22 protein-coding genes are annotated in these 21,559 nt (G+C 40.2%); 12 read left to right on the forward strand and 10 right to left on the reverse strand.

Going from position 1 to position 21,559, the window contains the following annotated elements; translation table 11 throughout:
• Positions 1–43: 43 nt before the first annotated feature.
• Positions 44–1,204: a serine/threonine-protein kinase gene (locus V7K98_RS19080; RefSeq protein ID WP_335024579.1), complete on the forward strand. Its 1,161-nt coding sequence runs from the start codon at positions 44–46 to the stop codon at positions 1,202–1,204.
• Positions 1,205–1,466: 262 nt separating this feature from the next.
• Here the strand turns inward: V7K98_RS19080 and gndA are convergent, their stop codons facing one another.
• Entirely contained in the window at positions 1,467–2,897 is a 1,431-nt protein-coding gene (gndA, locus tag V7K98_RS19085; protein ID WP_335024581.1) for an NADP-dependent phosphogluconate dehydrogenase, read from the reverse strand.
• 330 nt (positions 2,898–3,227) lie between these two features.
• On the opposite strand from gndA, the gene V7K98_RS19090 reads away from it, so the two are divergent.
• The 6 genes from V7K98_RS19090 (at position 3,228) to avd (ending at position 7,655) form a co-directional block, all read left to right on the forward strand.
• Positions 3,228–3,965 carry a Ycf66 family protein gene (locus tag V7K98_RS19090; RefSeq protein ID WP_335024583.1) on the forward strand — a complete coding sequence of 246 codons (738 nt, stop codon included), beginning with the start codon at positions 3,228–3,230 and terminating at the stop codon, positions 3,963–3,965.
• A gap of 86 nt (positions 3,966–4,051) precedes the next feature.
• Positions 4,052–4,318, forward strand: coding sequence for a type II toxin-antitoxin system ParD family antitoxin (locus tag V7K98_RS19095; protein WP_335024585.1), 267 nt, complete (start codon positions 4,052–4,054; stop codon positions 4,316–4,318).
• Positions 4,318–4,620 carry a type II toxin-antitoxin system RelE/ParE family toxin gene (locus V7K98_RS19100; protein ID WP_335024587.1) on the forward strand — a complete coding sequence of 101 codons (303 nt, stop codon included), beginning with the start codon at positions 4,318–4,320 and terminating at the stop codon, positions 4,618–4,620. The genes V7K98_RS19095 and V7K98_RS19100 overlap by 1 nt, the downstream gene beginning before the upstream one ends.
• 128 nt (positions 4,621–4,748) lie before the next feature.
• Positions 4,749–5,141, forward strand: coding sequence for a sugar ABC transporter permease (locus tag V7K98_RS19105; protein ID WP_335024589.1), 393 nt, complete (start codon positions 4,749–4,751; stop codon positions 5,139–5,141).
• Positions 5,142–7,268, forward strand: a complete 2,127-nt coding sequence (locus tag V7K98_RS19110) for a caspase, EACC1-associated type (protein WP_335024591.1) — start codon at positions 5,142–5,144, stop codon at positions 7,266–7,268. It abuts the gene before it with no gap.
• 96 nt (positions 7,269–7,364) lie between these two features.
• Positions 7,365–7,655, forward strand: coding sequence for a diversity-generating retroelement protein Avd (gene avd / locus V7K98_RS19115; RefSeq protein ID WP_335024593.1), 291 nt, complete (start codon positions 7,365–7,367; stop codon positions 7,653–7,655).
• 259 nt (positions 7,656–7,914) lie between these two features.
• Here avd and V7K98_RS19120 read toward each other — a convergent pair whose 3' ends face one another.
• From V7K98_RS19120 to V7K98_RS19135, 4 genes are all read right to left on the reverse strand, one after another.
• Positions 7,915–9,138 (reverse strand): glycoside hydrolase family 10 protein, encoded by a 1,224-nt coding sequence (locus tag V7K98_RS19120; protein ID WP_335024595.1) that lies wholly within the window; start codon positions 9,136–9,138, stop codon positions 7,915–7,917.
• 61 nt (positions 9,139–9,199) lie between these two features.
• Positions 9,200–9,562 carry a hypothetical protein gene (locus V7K98_RS19125; protein WP_335024597.1) on the reverse strand — a complete coding sequence of 121 codons (363 nt, stop codon included), beginning with the start codon at positions 9,560–9,562 and terminating at the stop codon, positions 9,200–9,202.
• Positions 9,563–9,572: 10 nt separating this feature from the next.
• On the reverse strand, positions 9,573–10,550 hold the full coding sequence (locus V7K98_RS19130) for a DNA cytosine methyltransferase (RefSeq protein WP_335024599.1): 978 nt from the start codon (positions 10,548–10,550) through the stop codon (positions 9,573–9,575).
• A 4-nt stretch (positions 10,551–10,554) separates the two neighbouring features.
• Positions 10,555–11,655, reverse strand: coding sequence for a HindVP family restriction endonuclease (locus V7K98_RS19135; RefSeq protein WP_335024601.1), 1,101 nt, complete (start codon positions 11,653–11,655; stop codon positions 10,555–10,557).
• A 202-nt stretch (positions 11,656–11,857) separates the two neighbouring features.
• Between V7K98_RS19135 and bchI the strand changes: the two genes are divergently transcribed.
• Positions 11,858–12,982, forward strand: a complete 1,125-nt coding sequence (bchI, locus tag V7K98_RS19140; protein WP_335024603.1) for a magnesium chelatase ATPase subunit I — start codon at positions 11,858–11,860, stop codon at positions 12,980–12,982.
• Positions 12,983–13,099: 117 nt separating this feature from the next.
• Positions 13,100–13,396 (forward strand): hypothetical protein, encoded by a 297-nt coding sequence (locus tag V7K98_RS19145; RefSeq protein ID WP_335024605.1) that lies wholly within the window; start codon positions 13,100–13,102, stop codon positions 13,394–13,396.
• A gap of 172 nt (positions 13,397–13,568) precedes the next feature.
• Here the strand turns inward: V7K98_RS19145 and V7K98_RS19150 are convergent, their stop codons facing one another.
• The 3 genes from V7K98_RS19150 to V7K98_RS19160 form a co-directional block, all read right to left on the reverse strand.
• Positions 13,569–13,745, reverse strand: coding sequence for a hypothetical protein (locus V7K98_RS19150; RefSeq protein WP_334915413.1), 177 nt, complete (start codon positions 13,743–13,745; stop codon positions 13,569–13,571).
• Positions 13,746–13,862: 117 nt separating this feature from the next.
• The gene (gene vapC, locus V7K98_RS19155) at positions 13,863–14,264 is read right to left on the reverse strand and encodes a type II toxin-antitoxin system tRNA(fMet)-specific endonuclease VapC (protein WP_335024607.1); all 402 of its coding nucleotides are present in this window, start codon (positions 14,262–14,264) and stop codon (positions 13,863–13,865) included.
• Complete coding sequence (locus V7K98_RS19160; protein WP_109011474.1) at positions 14,265–14,492, reverse strand: antitoxin; 228 nt, start codon at positions 14,490–14,492, stop codon at positions 14,265–14,267.
• Between the two features lie 299 nt (positions 14,493–14,791).
• Between V7K98_RS19160 and V7K98_RS19165 the strand changes: the two genes are divergently transcribed.
• Complete coding sequence (locus V7K98_RS19165) at positions 14,792–15,607, forward strand: hypothetical protein (protein WP_335024611.1); 816 nt, start codon at positions 14,792–14,794, stop codon at positions 15,605–15,607.
• Between the two features lie 68 nt (positions 15,608–15,675).
• Here the strand turns inward: V7K98_RS19165 and V7K98_RS19170 are convergent, their stop codons facing one another.
• The gene (locus tag V7K98_RS19170) at positions 15,676–16,845 is read right to left on the reverse strand and encodes a cysteine desulfurase family protein (RefSeq protein ID WP_335024969.1); all 1,170 of its coding nucleotides are present in this window, start codon (positions 16,843–16,845) and stop codon (positions 15,676–15,678) included.
• 217 nt (positions 16,846–17,062) lie between these two features.
• Between V7K98_RS19170 and V7K98_RS19175 the strand changes: the two genes are divergently transcribed.
• Positions 17,063–18,694 carry a DUF655 domain-containing protein gene (locus V7K98_RS19175; RefSeq protein ID WP_335024613.1) on the forward strand — a complete coding sequence of 544 codons (1,632 nt, stop codon included), beginning with the start codon at positions 17,063–17,065 and terminating at the stop codon, positions 18,692–18,694.
• A 66-nt stretch (positions 18,695–18,760) separates the two neighbouring features.
• Here the strand turns inward: V7K98_RS19175 and V7K98_RS19180 are convergent, their stop codons facing one another.
• Complete coding sequence (locus tag V7K98_RS19180) at positions 18,761–19,846, reverse strand: glycosyltransferase family 4 protein (protein WP_335024615.1); 1,086 nt, start codon at positions 19,844–19,846, stop codon at positions 18,761–18,763.
• 875 nt (positions 19,847–20,721) lie between these two features.
• Here V7K98_RS19180 and V7K98_RS19185 point away from each other — a divergent pair.
• Positions 20,722–21,450 carry an ABC transporter permease gene (locus V7K98_RS19185; protein WP_335024617.1) on the forward strand — a complete coding sequence of 243 codons (729 nt, stop codon included), beginning with the start codon at positions 20,722–20,724 and terminating at the stop codon, positions 21,448–21,450.
• Positions 21,451–21,559 lie beyond the last annotated feature (109 nt).

Raw genomic sequence — 21,559 nt, forward strand, 5'->3', positions numbered from 1 at the left:
CTCAACGCCAGTAAAATAAAGACATATAAGAGCGATCGCCTGTATGAGCTACTGCCTTAATCCCCATTGTCCCAAGCCTGAAAATCCTGCTGATGTTAAGTTTTGCCGGACTTGTGGTACCAAGTTACTCCTCAAAGAACGTTACCGTGCTATTAAACCAATTGGACAAGGTGGTTTTGGCAAAACTTTCTTAGCTGTGGATGAGGATAAACCGTCAAAACCACGCTGCGTAATTAAGCAATTTTATCCCCAATCCCAAGGCACTAGCACTCTTGCCAAAGCTGTGGAGTTATTTAATCAAGAAGCGGTGCAGTTAGATGAATTGGGCAAACATCCCCAAATTCCCGAATTACTGGCGTATTTTACCCAAGAAGACCGGCAGTATCTTGTACAAGAATTTATCGACGGGCACAACTTAGCCCAGGAATTAGCGCATAGAGGGGCTTTTAATGAAACGCAAATCCGGCAGCTATTAAATGATTTATTATCAGTATTAAAATTTTGTCATGCCAGACACGTAATTCACCGCGATATAAAGCCAGAAAATATTATTCGTGAGAGCGATGCCTACGGCAAGGGCGAAGCCCAACGCAAACTAGTGTTAGTAGATTTTGGTGCGGCTAAATCTGCCACTGGCGCTGCCTTAAATCAAACTGGTACAAGTATTGGTAGTCCAGAATATGTAGCCCCTGAGCAAATGAGAGGTAGGGCTGTTTTCGCCAGCGATATTTACAGTTTGGGTGCGACTTGTATTAATTTATTAACAGCGCGATCGCCTTTCGATTCTTATGATACCCACAACGATACTTGGATTTGGCAGCAATATCTGAAAACTCCTGTTAGTAATGAGTTGAATCGCATTCTCAACAAGATGCTAGAAGGCATTCCCATTCGGCGTTATCAAACAGTGGATGCAGTTCTCAACGACTTAAATCACCAAGCACAAGTAGCAGCCACACCGGCGTTCGCACCAAAACCTATCTCTCAGTCACCACCCAATCCTCCAGCCAAATTTGTATCGCCATCTCCTAGTCAACTTGATCTAGAATTAGAGGAAATGAAGACTCAATTTTCGGGTAGCAAACAACCTCAACCAAATAAAATACAACCAACAAACCCCACATCTCAGCCTACTAGTAAAAGTAAAATAGATGAAGAATTAGAAGAATTAAAAGCTAAATATCTTGGTAATAATAACCCCTAAAATCAATAAAAAATAAAGAATCGCTACAGCTTTTCCTAATCAAATGAAGTACATCATAGCCTACTCTCGAAGAGCGGGGAGGTGTCATTATTCCTCACTCAACAGAAAATCACTATTATCTTCCTCTCTTCCTCTCTTCCTCTGTGTTCTCTGCGCCTCTGCGGTTCGTTAAAAAAGTGGCTCTGAAACTCAGAGCCACTTCTAAATCTGTATTCTGAAACTTTTAAACTTTCACAATCTTCTGATGTAGATGTGTGAAAATTTACTTCCCAGCTTCAGCAATAGGTACCCATTCAGTGTGGAAACTTCCGGGCTTGTCAAGACGCAGGTAGGTATGTGCGCCAAAGTAGTCGCGTTGTGCTTGAGTTAGATTTTGAGGTAAGCGATCGCGGCGATAGCTGTCAAAATAATCCAAGGATGCGCTAAATGCGGGTACTGGAATTCCTACTGTTGCAGCTGTTGCAATTACTTCCCGCCAAGCAGTCTGTCTATCAAGAATTGTCTGCTTAAATTCGGGAGCTAACAGCAAGTTAGGCAAAGCTGGATTTTCGCTAAAAGCCTTCTTAATTTTATTCAAAAAGCGAGCGCGAATAATACAACCACCTTTCCAAATCCGCGCCATTTCGCCCAGATCCAAATTCCAGTTATATGTTTTTGAAGCTGTGGATAGCAACGCCATCCCTTGAGCATAAGAACAGATTTTTGAGCAATAGAGAGCATCACGGACTTTATTGATAAAGTCCTTGGTTTGCCCGTCATACTTGCCACTGGGGCCTGTGAGGACTTTCGATGCTGCAACCCGCTCATCTTTAATCGAAGAGATAATCCGGGCATTAACTGCTGCTGTAATTGTAGGAATAGCAACTCCCAATTCCAATGCAGTTTGCACAGTCCAGCGTCCAGTTCCCTTTTGACCGGCTGCATCAACAATCAAATCCACTAGGGGTTTTTTTGTTTCTGGGTCAATATATGGGAAGATATTCTTCGTAATCTCGATCAAAAATGAATCGAGTTCATCGGTGGTGTTCCATTCAGCAAACACATCATGTAGCTGACTAGGGTTTAATCCAGCGACATTTTTCAGCAAGTCGTAGGCTTCAGCAATTAGCTGCATATCGCCATACTCAATACCGTTGTGTACCATTTTGACATAGTGGCCAGAACCACCAGGGCCAATATAGGTTACACAAGGGCCATCATCGACTTGGGCAGCAATTTTGTTGAAAATTGGTGATAGAAACTCGTAAGAGCTTGTTGTACCTCCAGGCATCAGAGATGGGCCATTCAGCGCCCCTTCTTCACCGCCACTGACACCCATACCAAGATACCGAAGCCCAGCCGGTTCTAATTCCTGAGTGCGTCGTTCTGTATCTTCAAACCAAGAGTTGCCACCGTCGATAATGATATCGCCTTCGTCTAACAAAGGTTTTAGTTGAGCAATCACCGCATCCACTGGCTTACCAGCTTGCACCATTACTAGAATTTTGCGGGGACGTTCCAATAAGGCGACGAATTCTTCCAGAGTAAAGGCGGCTTTGACGTTCCTTCCTGGCGCACGCTGCGCCATAAACGCATCCGTTTTTTCTCGGGAGCGGTTGTAAACTGCAATTGGGAAGCCATTGCGCTCTACGTTGAGAGCGATGTTCTCACCCATAACGGCTAATCCAATCACACCAAAGCTTTGTAGTGTCATAAAAAATTTCTGGCTAACTCTTGCAGATCCTTTACCTATAAGGGTAGTCCGATATTTTCCGTTCTCCCCTAAAGAAGACCTTAAGACTTGATCTAAACGACAAAAATCCACAACTAGCATGGATAATTAATTTTAAATTGTATCTAAATCAACAATTGACTGGCAAAATTTGCAAAATTGTTAGTTGAGGGACTAGGGACTGGGGATTGGCGACTGGGGACTAGGAAAGAATTTAATTTACTAAATTAGTTTTTCTTCCTAATACCCAATACCCAATACCCAGTCCCCAATCCCCAGTCCCCAATCCCTAGTCAAAGGAGTAACCAAATAATGCTGGCGTATGTCCTAGCTTTAGTGGTCGGTCTTGGTAGTTTAGCCATCTATATAGCAGCTTTCTTTTTTCCAGAAATCCACCGGAAGAATGATTTTATCTGGAGTGGTGTCGGACTATTCTATGCCTTAGTTTTATGGGTGTTTGCACCACGCATTACTGGAGGTTTATTGCTTGGTCATGTGGCTAGTGTGGCTCTTTTGGTCTGGTTTGGCTGGCAAACTCTATCATTACGTCGCCAACTTACCCCCCTGGCACAACAAACCCAAGTACCTAGTGCTGAAACGGTGAAAACTGGTATTCAGGAACAGGTAAATAAGTTGTCCCTTCAAGAACGATTAGGCCAATTGCAAAAAGGTATTGGTAGTACCTTCAGTGGCGCGAAAGACAAGGTGCAACAGACTGGGAATAAAAAGCCACCCACAACCCCCAAACCTGAAGACATCACTTCTGTTCTGGTAGAGCAACCTGCTGTTGAGATTATTGACAAAACTATTGTCATACCAGAACAACCAGCACCGCAGACGATTACTACCGACACAGAAGTAAAAACCGAGAGTATACCGGAAGCAATTCCACCACATCCCCCATCTCCTGAACTGGTGGAAGCAGCGCAACCAGATTTTGAAATTGAGGATAAGCAACCGATTATCGGAGAAGAAATTGCGCCGGATGCGGTACTCGCTCCCCCGGCGGAAACACCACCGGAAGCAACACCGCCAAATCAAGCTGGATGAATTTAGTAAAATCCAACGTTAACCTAATATAATGTTGGGTTTTACTATTTACATCAAGCTATTTGAGGGCTAATTTCAAAAAAATTATGAACATCAAACTTAAAGCGGAATACGAGCAATTTATACAAACCCGAATTGCTACAGGTAGATATGAAAATGCTGAAGATGTGATTGCTAAAGCCTTGAAACTGCTAGAAGAATGGGAGAAGGGTTATCAGGAATGGGAAGAAGAAACCCAGAAAAAAATAGCTGTTGGGCTTGCTTCTATTGAACGTGGAGACGTAATAAATGGTGAATTGGTGATGGCGCGACTATCAGATAAATTACGCAAAGCGCGTGAGATTCAAGAATAATGGAATATTTTATTGCCAAAGAAGCAAGCCAAGATTTAGATGAAATTTTGGATTGTTTTCTAGTTCGCAATATCAACGCAGGGGAAAGATTTATTCAAGGATTTAATCAGAAGTGCCAAAACATAGCCCAATTTCCAAATATAGGGCGAAGTTATGCCAAGTTTGATCTAAGCCTTAGAGGAATAACCTTAAATAGCTACATTATTTTTTATCGAGTTTTTGAAGATAGTGTTGTGATTGTGCGAGTAGTTAGTGGTTATCGTGATTTAAAATCCATATTTGCAGATGTGGATGATGAGTAGATTTTTGAGTTGTCTAATTTAGGCTGAAGTCTTTGCTGTAAGTATCGCTCCCCGAATATTTACTAAATTAGCCAGAATTAACGATACAATCATTAAAAAATACCCAAAAAATACTTAAGCGATTCATCATGGTAGCAATATCTAACGTTCAGGTGACAATTTCTCTAGCTGAACTGGGTTTAGACGATGAGGAATTGCAAACAGAAGTACAAAATTTATTACCTCAGTTAAGAGAAGTGGATGGGGTAGAAGATGCAGATTTAGTTGCAGTAGAAAACGCACCCAAGGGGACAAAGAGTATCAGTGGCTTTGTATGGGGATTGTTAAAAGCACAAGTTAAAGCTTCTAATATCAAGAGTTTGTTTAAATTTCTGAGCGATCGCTTCGGCAACAAACCAATTAAAATTGGCGTGAAAGCCCCCGATGGCAGAGAACTCAACATCGAAGCTAGTAGTAGAGAAGAGTTTGAATTTGCCCTCCAGAAAGCCCAGGATTTTTTGAACAATAAGTCAAACAGCTAAATGGCAAAAGTTGCACTGCTTATAGGGATTAGTGGATATCAGCCAGGATTACCACTGCTACCAAATGCTGTTAAAGATGTCGAGGCGATGCGGCGAGTTTTGGTAAACCCAGAAATGGGTGATTTTGCCGAAGCAGATATCACGATGCTGAAAAATCCCCAACGGCAAGAGATGGAAACTGCTATTTATGAGTTGTATGCCAATTGTCAGAAAGATGATTTAGTACTTTTCTATTTTTCTGGTCATGGCGTGATAGTCGAAAGTGGTGATTTTTACTTCTCAACTTCCATCACCCAGAAAAATCAGGGAAAATTAATCCCCACTTCAGCCGTAGCAGCCACAAATGTCCATAGTTGGATGAACCAGAGCAAATCTAAGCGACTGGTAGTAATTTTAGATTGCTGCTTTAGTGGGGCTTTTGCCAAGGGCTGGACTCCCAAAGATATTGGTACTATTGACCTACAACAGCATTTAGGCGGCGAGGGGCGGGCAATTCTCACAGCTTCAACTTCCACACAATATGCTTTTGAGTCTGATGGTTTAGAGCTTTCGGTTTACACTCACTACTTGGTAGAAGGAATTGAGAAAGGTGCAGCCGATATAGACGGCGATGGCTTGATTGCGGTAGATGAGTTGCATCGGTATGCGAAAATCAAAGTCCAAGAAGCATCTCCCGCGATGACACCAGAATTTTATCCTTTTAAGGATGGTTATCGGATTTTTCTGGCAAAGTCGCCCAAAGATGACCCCAGCCTCAAATATCGCAAGGAATTTGATATTATTGCCCTTGAGGATGAAGGAGATATTTCTGGAATCAACCGTGTTTATCTGGATGAGTTGCGGAATAATTTGAGGTTATCTGCTGATGAGGCTGATGCAATTGAGCTTGAGGTTTTGGAACCTTATCGCCAGCGTCAGCAAAAATTGCAACGTTATGAGCAAGCTTTATCTCAGATAAAACAATATCCCCTCAGTAACAAAGACTGTAATGGCTTAAAACGCTTACAAAATATCTTGAATCTTCGGGATGAAGATATAGAAACAATTGAACAACGAGTGCTGGCATCAAAACAAGTAGAATATGAGCGCCAGCAAAAGCAAGCGGAAAGATTACGCCAAGAACAAGAAACAGCCGAAAATCAAAGACGGGAAGCAGAAAGATTACGGCAAGAAGAAGAAAGAGCCGAAAATCAAAGACAGCAAGCAGAATTAAAAAAAGAACGAGAAAAAGAATCATCTCGCTCAGGTATTCAAACTCAAGCTTTTGAGTTTGACACCGCCACCCTAACCCCTAAATCAGCAGGATTTTTGGGTATGGGGAAAAAAACCTATGAAATTAACCGTAGTCGTGGACGCGCCGAGTTTTTTACAGAAAACTTAGGTAATGGTGTATTTCTGGATATGGTTGCAATTCCAGGCGGTACATTTCTTATGGGTTCGCCAGAGAGTGAGCCAGAACTACGTAACTCTGAAAGTCCACAGCACTCCGTCACTATTCAACCCTTTTTCATGGGGAAATTTGCAGTAACTCAGAGTCAATGGAAAGCGATTGCCGCCTTACCCAAGGTTAATATTGATTTAAATCCAGACCCATCCTATTTTAAAGGTGCTAATCGACCTATTGAAGTGGTTTCTTGGGATGATGCAATTGAGTTTTGCGCTCGGCTATCTAAAAAGACTGAGAAAACCTATAGCTTGCCCAGTGAAGCAGAATGGGAATATGCTTGTCGAGCGGGAACTACTACGCCTTTTTATTTTGGCGAAATGATTACAACGGATTTGGCTAATTACGACGGGAATTATGTCTATAATTCTGGTTCAAAGGGTGAATATCGTAAGCAAACAACATATCTAGGGAAATTTCCTGCTAACCCCTTTGGTTTATTTGATATGCATGGTAATATATGGGAATGGTGTCTGGATGAGTGGCACGAAAATTATAACGGAGCGCCTAAAGATGGGAGCGCCTGGTTAAGTGATAATGATAACCAAAATCGGCTGCTGCGTGGTGGTTCGTGGCGCAGCGATCCCAGGGATTGCCGCTCGGCGTTTCGCCGCTATTACGCGCGTGACAGCAGGCGCAACAGCGTGGGTTTTCGGGTTGTGGTGGTTCGTGGCAGGACTTAGTAGCCCTTTGCACTCTTGCCCTTTAGCACTTTGCTCTTTATTTCTTTACCCTACTTAATGTCTCGCGCTCTGCGCGATAATTTTTTTTAACCTTTTATGCAGGATTTACCAATAATACAAAAAACTTATGATTTAATCAAGTGGTATATACCAATTTTAAACCGCCTTCCTAGAGATCATAAATTTTTGCTAGGAAATCGGATTATTACAGAACTATACGATCTATTAGATGGTTTAATTGTAGCACGGTATGTAAGGCAAAAATTAGCTCAACTAGAAGACTTAAATAGCAAGCTAGATATTTTACGTTATCAAACTCGGTTGCTTTTAGAATTTAACTTAATTAAAACAGAGCGTTATGAATATGCCCAAAGGGACTTCCAATAAATAAATTACCCAATCTTGTGGGGTGGGCATCTTGCCCGCCCATATACAGAGGCGGGCAAGATGCCCACCCCACAAGAACTAGTTGAGTATTTTTTTATTTGGAAGTCCCTAATATAAAACCTCACCCTGCCTCCGGCTTCCGTCTCCAAAGTATCGGAGAGGGATTGAGGGTGAGGTTTGATCTTATATTTAATTACGCTTACCGACTTTAAAAATAAGTTGGTAGTTTTGTTTATAGAAACCATATCAAACAGAAAAGTTATTCAACTCTGGCGCGGAGTGCAGGAGATGGAAAGAGACTTCCAAATCCAACTTGTCGCTCGTTTAAGGATTCTAGAGCATCGTTCCAAAGACTTTCATAATAAAAGAAAGTTACGCCTAAGCCGCGTTCTTGAGCAGCCCGCACTTGAGACTTAATTTGCTGCATAGGAACTGGATTATTTCGTAACCCAGTCATAATACCAATTCCAGTTGGAATTATTTTTTGTGCTTCTTGAATTTCTGGGCGAGAAATATTAGCCACAAAACTTTGCATATCGGGACGATAAACTTGCACAATTAACTCGTCTACAATATTTTGCCGCATCCAAGTCAGCCAGTCTTGCAGGTGAAACTTGTAAGCAAAATCATGGTAATTAGGAGAAACAGAGAAAATTGCTTGTGGTTTTCTTTGCTTCACAGCTTGGTTAAGTTGTACCATAAATGCTGTAATTTTATCTGCCCGCCACTGTACCCATGCCGCATCTTGGGCATCCTTTGGGGGAGGATTTTTAGTTTCTTTTGTGTATAAGGCAACTGTATATTGGTCGTAGCCAAATTCGTAGGGCAAACTCATGTGATCGTCAAACTGAATGCCATCGGCATCATATTGACTGACAGTTTCTAGCACGAGGTTGGTGATGAACTGTTGCACTTTTGGATGAAACGGATTGAGCCACATCACCTCACCAGCCGCACTATTTGAAGTTTGGCTACCATCCCGCTTTTGTGTGAACCAATCAGGATAATTCAGTGCTAATTCTGACGTTGGGGGAGCCATGAAACCAAATTCAAACCAGGGAATTACTAGCAATCCTTTGCGATGGGCTTGGGTAATTAGGTCTGCAAGAATATCATGTCCATCTAAACCTTTGTAAACAAAAGGTTGAATACCTGCACGTTGTGCGATCGCACTCGGATACATTACATAACCAGAATTCCACACCACAGGATAGATTGTGTTAAAGTTCAGCCGTCGTAATTGACTCACGGCATCCTGCACTTTGGCGCGATCCTTGAGGGTGTCAAAATCATTGGTAGTCATCCAAACCCCGCGAATTTCTTGACGGGGTAGCTGTGCGATCGCGCCAAAACCCCAACCTTCTGCGATCGCAGGGGCGAAACTGTCTACCAGCAATACTGTAATAAAGGATATTAAAATGAGAATCGGAAAAAGAGACTTGAATAGTCGCCGCCAACTTTGAGCAATAAAAAGTGATTTCATAAATTTGAATGATGCATTAGCTACTCACACACGCCATTGTTCGCTTTTAGGATTTAATCTACTAAGCATATAGTCTACAAGTATTTATGCTTAGTACAAAACTGATGAGTTGGTAGTTGTTCGTTCCCTGCTTATGGAACTTTTGCACCAAAAAAACTAAAGCAGACCTATAAGATGCTTGACGTAGCAAATAGTCATTAGTTGCCCAATAGAGATTGAAATGGGGAATTGGGCATTGGGCATTGGTTATATTCCATCTCCCTTTGGGACTTCCAAAAAATAAAATCACAAATGTATAGAAACGATAATCACTGATGCATAATTTTCCACTAATAACTTGATGTAAACATTTAAAAATATAAGTTAAACTAATGACTAAAATAAAAAGAACTTGAGAGGTTTCATCTCCCATTTTATTGTTCATTTTAAATTAATTACGAAAGACAATTTTCTACTGTAAATCTTATAGAATTATTTAAACTATCTTTGATATATTCAAGGATAGTTTTAGCAACATACTCTGCAAGCTTGACTGGGACAGCATTTCCTATCATTTGTTCTAGGTCTGTTTTTGTACCTTCAAAAATAAACGTTTCCGGGAAAGTCTGCAAGTAGCTTCTTTCAATTGTAGTCAATGGGCGCAAGTTTTCTGTAACAGTTACTGGATCTTTAGGGTGTTTTTTATAGGTTTTAGGAATAGGACGATTAACTCCTCTTACTGTTGGACTAGGTTCATCAATACTAAAAATTCCTCTTCTCTGGTAACTTCTTGGATGTCTGTAGTAATATTGAATTTCTAATTTATTTCCCAGATAATCCCTAATGGTCATTGGTTTGTCTGCTAACCTCTTTTTCAGGTAAGGTTCTAGACTTTCATCTTTTCCTTGTAGCTCTCCAAAACAAAAAAATCTTTTTCGCTTTTGAGGAACACCGCACAAACTCGCATCCAAAATTATTTCACTTAAACCATATCCAGCGTCTTTCAATATTTGTTTAACCTCTGTATATTTATTGCTTTTACGAAATAAGTCTACGTTCTCTATCAAAAACCACTGAGGAAGAACACTTGTAACTATCTCAGAAAATACAATACTTAAATCTCCTCTTCCTAAATTTTCATTGCGTTTCCCGGCACTAGAAAAGTCTTGGCATGGTGGGCCACCAATAATAATTTGAGGACATATTTCTCTAAAAATTTCATAATTTCTACTCAAATTATTAAGATCGTAATCAAAAATTTCATGGCTAAAGTTTTTTTGATAAACATCTATAGCTGGCTTCCAATTATCAAATGCTGCTACAATATTAAAACCAGCATTTTGAAAGCCTAAAGATAACCCCCCACAACCAGCAAAAAGGTCTAAAACTCTAAGTGAAGAGTTTTTGGTATCATCTATATATTTTTCTTTCATACATTTATATTTTTTTTAATACTTCATCAAATATCTCTGGATTACTTAGAATAATACCATCAAATCTTCTTTCAGGACTTAAGTAATTTTGTCCTCCACCTAAAATAATATTCCCAATCTCTTCTTTAGTAATTCTAGGTTTAATCAATTCATCACAAATCATATAAGGATGAGTATTTAATCCACTTGATGCAAAAGCTTTATCGTTCTTAGTATGATACGTCAATATATCAATTATTGATGCGTGTGGTATTTTACCATTTATAGCAAATTCATATAACATTCTTGCCAGCCATATTACAGTTCGTGCATGACGTTGAATACTTTCTGTCCCAATTGGTAATCTTTTTGTAATATCAAAAAACAACCTAGTAAAACCAAAATCACTCCAAATAAATATATCTAAACAGTTTTGATATAACTTTGATGTTTTACCTACAGTTTTCCATACTGGCTGCATTACTAATGGAGATTGCATTTCTATATGATCATAAAGTAAATTATCTAAACTCTCTGTCAATCTTGAAATATAAGGAAGCATATTACTAATACTAATCCAATCAGTAATTTCACTACAAACCGGATCAAGATATTTAAGTATTTGTTCTCTAGAATCTTTAAATTTATCAGCGATACTTAATGTTAGATAGACTATGGTATCTGGACGAGTAACAATCTCACAACCATATTTATGATCGGGTAAGCGACAAGTTGAATTATCTGGTAAGGCTGTTAATTTAATTTCTATGCTACGCAAGCAAGCATCACTATTAGAAGTATTCAATGTAACTAAATCTACCCTTGGCAATTTTCCTATGACTAGTTTTCTATAAGGAAGATAGTCGCTTTCAAATGCGAAAAATAAGTTGGGGGATAGTGGTGTAATACCAAAAATATCAGTAACATCAATTTTCCCATGTTTAATTTTTAGGCTTTTATCAAGAGTTAAATAGACTAGCTGTAGCCCTTGACTGTGCATATAACAAGCCAAAGAAGCAGGGAAAGAATTATTAAATTGATTTTTCCCCCAACTATTAGCTTGAGAGAAATCCCTATTAGATTTAGCTAATCCAAAAAGACCAGGTTGTACTGTATTTTGATTCATTAGTTTGTCGGTTATATATTCATTTAAATAGCATCTTCTGCAACAACTTATCTGACAGCGACACTATTAAATGATTATTATTTTAGTGTATATACTTAAGGCAATGTATTGAATAATACTTTCAGAATTGCTAACCTATTCCACACCCCAACTGTGTCACAATAGAAAACTGTAATAAGAAAAATATTGTTAAGGTAATTTAGTGAGTCCAACTGCTCAATCCACGGCAAGTACGCGTCGCGTGGTATTTCCTTTTACGGCAATTGTGGGCCAGGAAGAAATGAAACTGGCGCTCCTATTGAACGTGATTGACCCCAAAATTGGTGGTGTAATGATCATGGGCGATCGCGGTACCGGTAAGTCCACAACTATCCGGGCGCTGGCGGATCTGCTGCCAGAAATCTCTGTGGTTGCCAATGACCCCTTCAGTAGCGATCCTAGCGACCCCGACTTAATGAGCGATGAAGTCCGCCAACTCTTAGAACAAGGGGCGGAAATTCCTGTAACTCACAAAAAAGTCCAAATGGTAGACCTACCTCTAGGAGCCACAGAAGACCGGGTTTGTGGCACAATCGACATCGAGAAAGCTTTATCTGAAGGTGTCAAAGCTTTTGAACCAGGACTGCTGGCAAAGGCTAACCGGGGCATTCTCTATGTGGATGAAGTCAACTTACTAGATGACCACCTTGTAGATGTACTACTCGACTCCGCCGCCAGTGGATGGAACACTGTAGAACGGGAAGGTATTTCTATCCGTCACCCAGCGCGTTTTGTGCTTGTGGGTTCTGGAAACCCTGAAGAAGGCGAACTACGCCCCCAACTGCTCGATCGCTTTGGGATGCACGCAGAAATTCGCACAGTCAAAGAACCAGTCTTGCGGGTGCAAATCGTCGAACAACGGGCGGATTTTGACCAAAATCCTCCAGTGTTTCTCGAAAGCTGCAAAGCCCAGCAAGAAGCATTGCAAGAGCAAATTGTCAATGCTCAAAAGCTTTTGCCAGAAGTGAAAATTGACTACGATCTACGGGTAAAAATTTCTGAAGTCTGTTCTGAACTGGATGTAGATGGTTTGCGGGGTGACATTGTTAGTAACCGCGCCGCTAAAGCCTTAACAGCTTATGAAGGACGCACTGAAGTTACGGTTGATGATATCTGCCGTGTGATTACCCTATGTTTGCGTCACAGGCTGCGGAAAGACCCCTTAGAATCGATTGATTCTGGCTACAAAGTTGCCAAAGTTTTTAGCCGCGTCTTTGGTGTAGAACTACCAGAAAGTGATACTGCACAAAAAAATGGCACAGGTCAAAAGTTAGGGGCTAGGGGTTAAAAGTTAGGAGTTAGGAGTTAAGAGTTTTGAATCAAACGCGGCTTCCTAACTTCTCACTCATAACTCAGCACTAATAACGGGCTAAACGCCCCGCTAACAGCTACTCAGCACTGGAATATGAGATTTTGGTCTTTTTGGTTCAACAGCTTTGTTTTATCTAGCCAATACAATCCGCCCAGGTTTGTAGAATTATTGATGCTCTTATTAGCGATCGCTATGCTGGCAATAGCGACTATTTTACCTGATAGACCCTATTTAATTTTAGGCTTGAGCCTAGTAGTAGGGGCATCTATTTCTATTTTAGTGCGGGAAGCGATCGCGCCTTCACACCAGACGCGAATTACCCAACTAACAGCATCACTATTACTTATCATCAGCCTCTATGGTTTTGCTGACTTAATGTACAGTCTTTAACGGTCTAAATAAAGATAAATCCGGTGTTAGCCTCTGTAAAACTTGCTTTAACACCATTACCGTCCAATCCGCATCCGCTTGCGTCGAATTCCGCCCAAAGCAGCTTTTTCGGAATAACCCGATGGTAAAAGCCTCGTTTAAGGCTTCAGCGACAATCGAATAGAGCGCCGATTCAGATAAAACCTAGATATTTTGATACGCGATACGCAAGCAAAATCCCTGCAATACCACCAATAACGCTAAAGAAAATCGAGGTGAACGATAGCAAACTTCCACCCCACAATACTGGGATGTAGCTGCCAATCGTAGAACCCATAAACATCCCAATTCCAATGATGAATTTATTCATTCCAGATGAGCCTCAAAAGTAATCAAAATAAGTCGTGCTTGAACTCCTTTATGACTCAAAATATTACCTTTTGGGAAAAACTCGTTTAACAATACCGAACACCTCGCCTATTCACAACTACTCAACCCAGTTTTCTAATAGGAGCGTAGAAATACGAGAAAACTCTCGCACATTATTAGTGACAAGGGTAACTCCTAAACTCACCGCATGAGAAGCAATGAGCATATCCATTGCACCAATAATAAGTCCTTGACTTTCGAGATCGCTTCTGATGCTGCCGTAAATTGTTGCAGATGCTTGATTAAATTCGACAATTTCTAGAGGTAGCAGAAATTGCATCAGGGCGATGCGGTTTTTGTCTTGCTGTTGACTTTTGGCAACTCCATATTCTAGTTCAGCAATGGTGATAGACGAGATACCTACATCAGAAATACTAAGAGTTTGAAATTTATCCAGTACTTTTTGGGGTTTTTGCTTTATCAGGTAAATGCAGATGTTCGTATCAAGCAGGTATCGCATTTAAAAACTTTCTCTAGTGTCAATAACTGGCTGATCTCTGGTAGTCATGAAGTCATCGGAGAAATTGTCTAGACTATCTATCAGGGATTCCCAAGGGTTATCTTTGGCAATGAGGACAATGGCGTTACCAATTTTTTTGATATAAACTTCAGTCCCAGTGAGTTGAAAGTCTTCGGGTAAAATAACGATTTGGTGAGTGCCATCAGTAGTGAGTTTAGCAGTGTTCATGATGTTGTTGTCCTTAAATAAGCCAGTATTTCATAACCTAGTCGTAGATTAAGTCTTGCTTATTTTCTATTTTAATTTCTTCCCGTAAGCCCTGAATAAGTTTCATTATTTTTTACATCTACACTGACAATGAAGAATTCCTTGACTTTACACGGTTTAAATTTTAGTAGGGTTGCCAATACGCTTAACTAAAGATAAATCCGGTGTCAGCCTTTGCAAAACTTGCTTCAATACCATCAATGTCCGTGGTGAAATAATCAACGTGGTAAAATGTCTGTCAACAATAAGAGGATCTGAGTATGGTTAAGGCAGCCAGAGAGTCGATAAAGAATAAAAACGATAGGGGATTTACCTTTGAACAGCACAAATATTTTGGGCAATATATTAAGCACCGGAGAGATGAAGCTCTAAATCTTAGTACTGTTTCTAGCTGGTGTTATGGCAAAACTGCAAAAGTTTGCAAGCTAGCTTGTAAACTTGAGAGTACTGTTTCGGAGCTTAAGGGGGAACTCGATAATGCGGTATGTGCTGAAACTTTACCCAATCACATCCTTTTTAAGGATGGTTACGCTCCTGAACTTGATCCAGTGAATTGTTATTACGGAAAAAGCGAGTTACGCGAACAGTTGAATGGTGAGTTTATTAATGGGTTTAGGCCAGAATTTCAAAAACAATCCTCACAAGGGCTTCACCCACCATCTAATCTCCCTAGACGACGTGATGGGTTTACCTTAAATGAACATCGCCACGTAGCTCGAATCTTACGCTGTCAGGTTCGACAGGCATCAATTACAACAATTCTAATCTGGAATGCTTATGGAACGAAGTCCCAAATCACCAAGCTTGCTTACCGTTGGTGGAAAGCAGCAAAAGCTTTGTTTTGGGAACTAAATGAAGCGTCAGGTGATATTCCCGATCTATATTGCATAAGTGATTCTTTTAATGGAGTTAAAGCCGAAATTGTTGCCGATCAGAGTTTTGCTGAACCACTTATAGTTCCATTACCAAAATCTAGATTAGAGAAATCTCTAATTAGTATTGGAGAGGTTGTGCAAGACCAATATAATCTAGATATCAAATCAGATAAGCTATATACAGGTATTATTTACCCATAGCTTCACATGAGTGAGAGTTATTAGATTTATCACTCTAGCTGTATCTAAATTTTAGTTAGTATGAGCGATCAACGCTTAACTAAAGACAAATCCGGTGTTAGCCTTTGCAAAACTTGCTTCAACACCATCACTGTCCAATCTATATCAGCTTGCGTCGTATCACGCCCCAATGTAATGCGAATTCCGCCCAAAGCGGCTTTTTCGGAATAACCCATTGCTAACAATATCGGACTAGGGCTAAGTTTACCACTGTGACAGGCAGCACCAGCACTGATGCCAATGCCAGCAAGGTTTAGCTGTCGTACCAAGGTTTTACCGCTCAATTTTTTACCATCGGCGTTTTCTAGGCACATACTGATATGGTGAGGTAAGCGGTGATGCGGATGCCCTGTAGGAATTAAACCAGGAATCTCAACTAATTGGGCAAAAGCGCGATCGCGTAATTCAATTAACCGTGGTGTTTCTGTAGCCAATTCTTGCGCTGCTAACTCTGCTGCTACACCAAATCCAGCAATTACGGGTACTGCTTGCGTACCAGAACGCAGCCCCATTTCTTGTCCACCACCAACCAGTAAGGGCATTAATTCCACACCAGGACGCACATATAGCGCCCCTGCACCTTGGGGGCCATATATTTTATGACTGGAAAGGCTAAGTAAGTCTACTGGGAGTTCTTGCACATCTATGGGTAAGCGTCCCGCAGCTTGCACCGCATCTGTATGGAACAAAGCCCCATGCGATCGCACAATTTTACCCAGTTCTGCGATCGGTTGCACGGTTCCAACTTCACTTTGACCGTAAATTATCGAAACCAAAACTGTATTATGTCGCAACGCCGCCTTTAAATCTAGGGGATTAACTCTACCTTTAACATCTACAGACAAGCGTGTAACTTCCCAACCCCACATTTCTAGCAACCTTACTGTTTCCGAAATTGCAGAATGTTCGACGCTGGAAATAATTAGATGTTGAGGAACAGCATACAACCGAGCCACACCCATTATTGCCAAATTATCTGCTTCAGTGCCACCAGAGGTAAAAACGATCGATTCAGGACTGGCGGCGTTAATTAAACCAGCAACTTGGACTCTGGCTTGTTCTACAACCGTTGCCGCCCGTTGTCCCCACTCATGTAAGCTGGAAGGATTGCCCCACTGTTGAGTGAGGACTGTTTGCATAACTGCGATCGCTTCTTTTCGAGTCGGAGTAGTGGCGCTGTAATCTAGATAAATTTGCATATAACCGATAATGGTGAGAACACACGTTAGTAGTAGGCTGCTGATCTTGTCAGCATATACAGTTTGAGTAGACAAATCCTGAAAAAATCTCTGTAATTCTGCCTTTAGCAGTGGATTTTTCCCTTTAGTTGGAAAGTTATTTTTCTACTTAATTCAGAATACAAAATTTTGGGAATGATAAATCTATCCATTCCTAATCCACTTTTAACAGATTACAGTGCAACTTATCTCTAGACAAAGATATTTTTTATATATCTTTTTACTGATATTCTCCCTCGCTGGTTGTCAACGAGTCCAGTCTTATAATCAGCGTTTAGCACCTTTACCACAAGATCCGTTAGTTCAAGTTTACTTTAACCATTCTGAGTCTTCAGAATACAAGGAACCTTACCGTCAGCAAACTCGCCTTGGGGATGATTTAGAAAAACAGATTGTCAATGCTATTACGCACGCTAAATCTACAGTAGATGTGGCTGTGCAAGAATTACGTTTACCCAAAGTTGCTCAAGCACTGGCTGATAGACAAAAAGCTGGGGTAAAAGTCAGGATAATTTTAGAAAATACTTATAGCCGACCTTGGAGTAATTTAACATCTGCTGAGGTAGGTAAGTTAGATAAAAGGGAGCAGGAACGCTATAAAGAATTTCGCCAATTTATCGATATTAATCAAGATAATCAACTCAGTCCAGCAGAAATTAATCAAAGAGATGCTTTGATAATTTTGCAGAATGCTAAAATTCCCTGGATAGACGATCGAGCCGATGGTTCAGCAGGTAGCAGCTTAATGCATCACAAATTTGTGATTGTGGATAATCGTATTGTAATTATCACTTCGGCCAATTTTACTTTAAGTGATACTTATGGTGATTTTACAAATCCCAACACTTTAGGCAATGCTAATAACTTATTGCAGATTGACAGCCCAGAACTAGCATCTTTATTTACAGAAGAGTTTAATATTATGTGGGGAGATGGGCCAGGAGGTAAGCCTGATAGTAGATTTGGTTTGGAAAAACCGATGCGATCGCCTAAACAAATTACATTAAATCAAAGCACAATTACTGTGCAATTTTCGCCTACTTCTCCAACTCAATCTTGGAGTAACAGTAGTAATGGTTTAATTGGTAAAACTTTAGATTCAGCAACTAAATCTGTTGATATGGCATTATTTGTCCTTTCCGATCAACGTCTTGCCGATATTCTAGAAAAACGCCATCAACAAAGTGTGCAAATTCGCGCTTTAATTGAACCACAATTTGCCTACCGTCCATACAGTGAAGCCTTAGATATGATGGGAGTTGCTCTTAGTAATAAATGTAAATATGAAGTTGACAATCATCCTTGGCAAAATCCAATTACTACCGTAGGCGTACCTCTGTTACCCAAGGGTGATTTATTACATCACAAATTTGGTGTGATTGATAGCCAAACAGTAATTACAGGTTCTCATAATTGGTCAGATGCTGCGAATAATGGTAATGATGAGACACTTGTAGTAATTCAAAATCCTATAGTTGCTGCCCATTACGTGCGAGAATTTACTCGTCTTTATGCCAAAGTAAAACCAGGCTTACCACCAGCAATTCAAGAAAAAGTTAAATTAGAAAAAACACGCTGTCCACAGATAAAAAGTTCTTCATCAAGTGAACTAAAAGTAATTAAACAAATAAATATTAACACTGCAAGTTTGGAAGAATTAGAAACTCTCCCTGGCGTGGGTAAGAAGTTAGCACAACGGATAATTATTAGCCGTCAACAGCAGAAATTTACATCTTTACAAGATTTAGAAAGAATTCCAGGAGTTAAAGCGAAGACATTGGAAAAATGGCGCGATCGCCTAATTTGGTAGCACACTTTGCTAAAAAACAAGATCCCCGACTTCTTTGAGAAGTCGGGGATCTGAGAGGCATACAAATTAAATGCGATCGCTACTTAAACCAATCAAACTGCGTGAATGCCCATTTTGAGAAAATCGTTCTGCTATTATTTTTTGATAAACTGCCTGATAACCATCAGTCATTTGGTTAACACTGAAATTATTTTCGACATATTGGCGGCAAGTATAGCGGTCTAACTCTACTACCCGAGCGATCGCACTAATGCACTCTTGAATATTATTGCAGAGGAAACCCGTCTTACCGTGGGAAATTATCTCCTGAGTAGATCCCAAGTTCATCGCAATCACTGGCGTACCCGCAGCCATTGACTCAATCATCACTAATCCAAAGGGTTCCCGCCAAGTAATGGGGAACAGAGTTGCTACTGCACCTCCCATAAGAGCATTTTTTTGAGCATGGTTAGCTTCGCCCAGATACTGAATTTGCTCTCCGTCAATGTGTGGTTTGATTTCCTTCTCAAAGTATTCCACATCAACAACATCTACCTTACCTGCCATTTTTAAACACCAACCAGCTTGTTTTGCAATTTTTATTGCTAAATGCGCTCCCTTTTCAGGAGACATTCGACCCAAAAACGCTAGATAGGGCGGATTTTCTGGTTGCGCGTGAAAATTGTAACTGCTAACATCAATTCCGTTATAGACTGTTGCCAGATAGTTCAACCCTAACCTTGGTTCTCGTTGTGAATCGGAAATACTGACGTAGGGTTGTTTTTTACCAAAACTAAACATCTTTTCGTTGTCAGGGGTGAAAATACCGTGCAACGTGTGAACCGTAGGGGTTTTGACGAGATTCGCGTAAGCCATTGCCCCATGCCCTATGTGAGAGTGAATAATATCAAACTCTTCTGCGCGTTCATACACCGAAGCTAGATTTAGCATTTCATAAATGCCGTAATCTTTGATAGTGCGATCGAGTCTGAGGGCACGGGGATGAACTGACACTAGTTTTGCCAGACTTATAGAATCTCCCGATGCAAATAAAGTAACTTCGTGTCCGCGTCGGACTAACTCATCGGTCAGTAACCCCACTACTAGTTCTATGCCACCATAAGCTGGAGGCGGAACTCTTTCCCATAATGGAGCTATTTGAGCAATTCGCATCACAAACCTCCTAAAAAATAAAACTAGAATTTAGAAGTTTTTTATTTCTGTTGTTTTAGTGCTTGTAACTGATTGACTTGGCATCAGAAAGTAACTTCTAGATACTAAACTTATTAACAACTTTCACCAAATCTTATACTCTTTCTTCTATATTCTTTGTCTATCCTAGTACGGAAATTACCCACTCCTAAAGAGGTAAATGTATTCTAACTTCTTAAATCTTCGTGCTTTAGTACAATTTTAAATATAATATTTTTGACAAATATAATTTTGAAAAAACTGCCTAAATACAAGCTATATAGTGATATTTGGCTAAAAAACTCTGTTATTATCTGTAAATTATCGAATTTCAAAATGTTAATTAAAGTATAGAGTGTGTAGACCACTCCTGACGGCTTTCCGTACTATCAAAGATAACTCGTTGTCACTAAAAAATAAACTTTTGTGAAGTAGTTCGTTTGAAATCAAAAGCGGCAAAATTTTATTAGAAGCTCTTAGCAATAACAATTAACTGTATCCTTGTTCACTTTAAAAGGTAATAAAAAGATTCCCAAAATTAAACTCTCCCGACTCATTCCACGAACTAGACTCCCTAGCACTTATGGAAAGGGAGAGAAGAGAATAAGCCTTTCAAGGCAGGTAAAAATTTTGGTCAATAAATTCCTTTATTCTCTCTCTGTGTTCTTTGCACCTCTGTGGTTCAATAAATTGCTCAAAACATAGAGAGGAGAGTTAAGTAATTGACTTATTGCATGAAATATGATATTTTATATTGCTATCAATAAGAATTAAATATAAACGTGAATATCTCTCCATCTCTCAAAAAACCGCGTGTCTCATGGCAGGCGGTTTTCTCACTAATGATATTTGTGTTCATGTACCTGCCCATATTGGTACTTGGCTTTTATAGCTTCAATCAATCGCCGTATAGCGCAACTTGGCAAGGATTCACCCTCGATTGGTATCGCAAGTTGTTCAGCGACGATCGCATTTTATCAGCTTTGCAAAACAGTATGATAGTTGCTGGCTGTGCAGTTGGGGTTTCAGCAGTGTTGGGGACTTTGATGGCGGTTGGTTTGGCGGGTTACGAATTTCCTGGCAAGAAATTGTATCGGGGTGTTGCTTACCTACCATTGATTATTCCAGATATTGCGATCGCAGTAGCTACCCTAGTTTGTCTAGCCGCCTTTGCCATACCCCTGAGTTTATGGACGATAGTTGCAGCCCATATCGTGTTTTGTCTGGCTTACGTTGGACTTGTGGTTGCTTCCCGACTCACTAATTTAGACCCCCATTTAGAAGAAGCAGCCCTAGATTTAGGCGCTACACCAACCCAAGCTTTCATCCAAGTATTGCTACCTCAATTGATGCCCGGTATTTTGGCTGGTTGTCTTTTAGCCTTTGTCCTCAGCCTAGACGACTTTCTCATTTCCAGCTTTACTGCTGGTAGCGGTTCTAACACCCTACCAATGGAGATTTTTAGCCGCATTAGAACAGGAGTCAAGCCTGATATTAACGCTTTAAGCGTCATGTTAATTTCAGTATCTGCGATCGTTGCTTTGATAGCTGAATTAATTCGCGCTTCTGGAGAAAATAAAAGCTGAAAATAAGACTTGTAATTAATAATCAAAATTATGGATAACTTGGTTCTCCGTGAACTTTTTCGGATTTCAAAAAAAGCTATCTTAAAAAAGACGTTGCAATGTAATAAGC

The organism is Nostoc sp. (genome assembly GCF_036917435.1).
Lineage (GTDB): Bacteria > Cyanobacteriota > Cyanobacteriia > Cyanobacteriales > Nostocaceae > Nostoc.

Excerpts from the sequence above, each read along its gene's own strand:
- gndA (WP_335024581.1), bottom strand. The coding sequence starts at position 2,897 with ATGACACTACAAAGCTTTGGTGTGATTGGATTAGCCGTTATGGGTGAG.
- V7K98_RS19135 (WP_335024601.1), bottom strand. The coding sequence starts at position 11,655 with ATGAATCAAAATACAGTACAACCTGGTCTTTTTGGATTAGCTAAATCT.
- V7K98_RS19080 (WP_335024579.1), top strand. The coding sequence starts at position 44 with ATGAGCTACTGCCTTAATCCCCATTGTCCCAAGCCTGAAAATCCTGCT.
- V7K98_RS19090 (WP_335024583.1), top strand. The coding sequence starts at position 3,228 with ATGCTGGCGTATGTCCTAGCTTTAGTGGTCGGTCTTGGTAGTTTAGCC.
- V7K98_RS19095 (WP_335024585.1), top strand. The coding sequence starts at position 4,052 with ATGAACATCAAACTTAAAGCGGAATACGAGCAATTTATACAAACCCGA.
- V7K98_RS19110 (WP_335024591.1), top strand. The coding sequence starts at position 5,142 with ATGGCAAAAGTTGCACTGCTTATAGGGATTAGTGGATATCAGCCAGGA.
- V7K98_RS19120 (WP_335024595.1), bottom strand. The coding sequence starts at position 9,138 with ATGAAATCACTTTTTATTGCTCAAAGTTGGCGGCGACTATTCAAGTCT.
- V7K98_RS19105 (WP_335024589.1), top strand. The coding sequence starts at position 4,749 with ATGGTAGCAATATCTAACGTTCAGGTGACAATTTCTCTAGCTGAACTG.
- V7K98_RS19125 (WP_335024597.1), bottom strand. The coding sequence starts at position 9,562 with ATGAACAATAAAATGGGAGATGAAACCTCTCAAGTTCTTTTTATTTTA.
- V7K98_RS19185 (WP_335024617.1), top strand. The coding sequence starts at position 20,722 with ATGTACCTGCCCATATTGGTACTTGGCTTTTATAGCTTCAATCAATCG.
- V7K98_RS19165 (WP_335024611.1), top strand. The coding sequence starts at position 14,792 with ATGGTTAAGGCAGCCAGAGAGTCGATAAAGAATAAAAACGATAGGGGA.
- V7K98_RS19130 (WP_335024599.1), bottom strand. The coding sequence starts at position 10,550 with ATGAAAGAAAAATATATAGATGATACCAAAAACTCTTCACTTAGAGTT.
- V7K98_RS19160 (WP_109011474.1), bottom strand. The coding sequence starts at position 14,492 with ATGAACACTGCTAAACTCACTACTGATGGCACTCACCAAATCGTTATT.
- V7K98_RS19170 (WP_335024969.1), bottom strand. The coding sequence starts at position 16,845 with ATGCAAATTTATCTAGATTACAGCGCCACTACTCCGACTCGAAAAGAA.
- V7K98_RS19145 (WP_335024605.1), top strand. The coding sequence starts at position 13,100 with ATGAGATTTTGGTCTTTTTGGTTCAACAGCTTTGTTTTATCTAGCCAA.
- V7K98_RS19150 (WP_334915413.1), bottom strand. The coding sequence starts at position 13,745 with ATGAATAAATTCATCATTGGAATTGGGATGTTTATGGGTTCTACGATT.
- V7K98_RS19180 (WP_335024615.1), bottom strand. The coding sequence starts at position 19,846 with ATGCGAATTGCTCAAATAGCTCCATTATGGGAAAGAGTTCCGCCTCCA.
- V7K98_RS19100 (WP_335024587.1), top strand. The coding sequence starts at position 4,318 with ATGGAATATTTTATTGCCAAAGAAGCAAGCCAAGATTTAGATGAAATT.
- avd (WP_335024593.1), top strand. The coding sequence starts at position 7,365 with ATGCAGGATTTACCAATAATACAAAAAACTTATGATTTAATCAAGTGG.
- vapC (WP_335024607.1), bottom strand. The coding sequence starts at position 14,264 with ATGCGATACCTGCTTGATACGAACATCTGCATTTACCTGATAAAGCAA.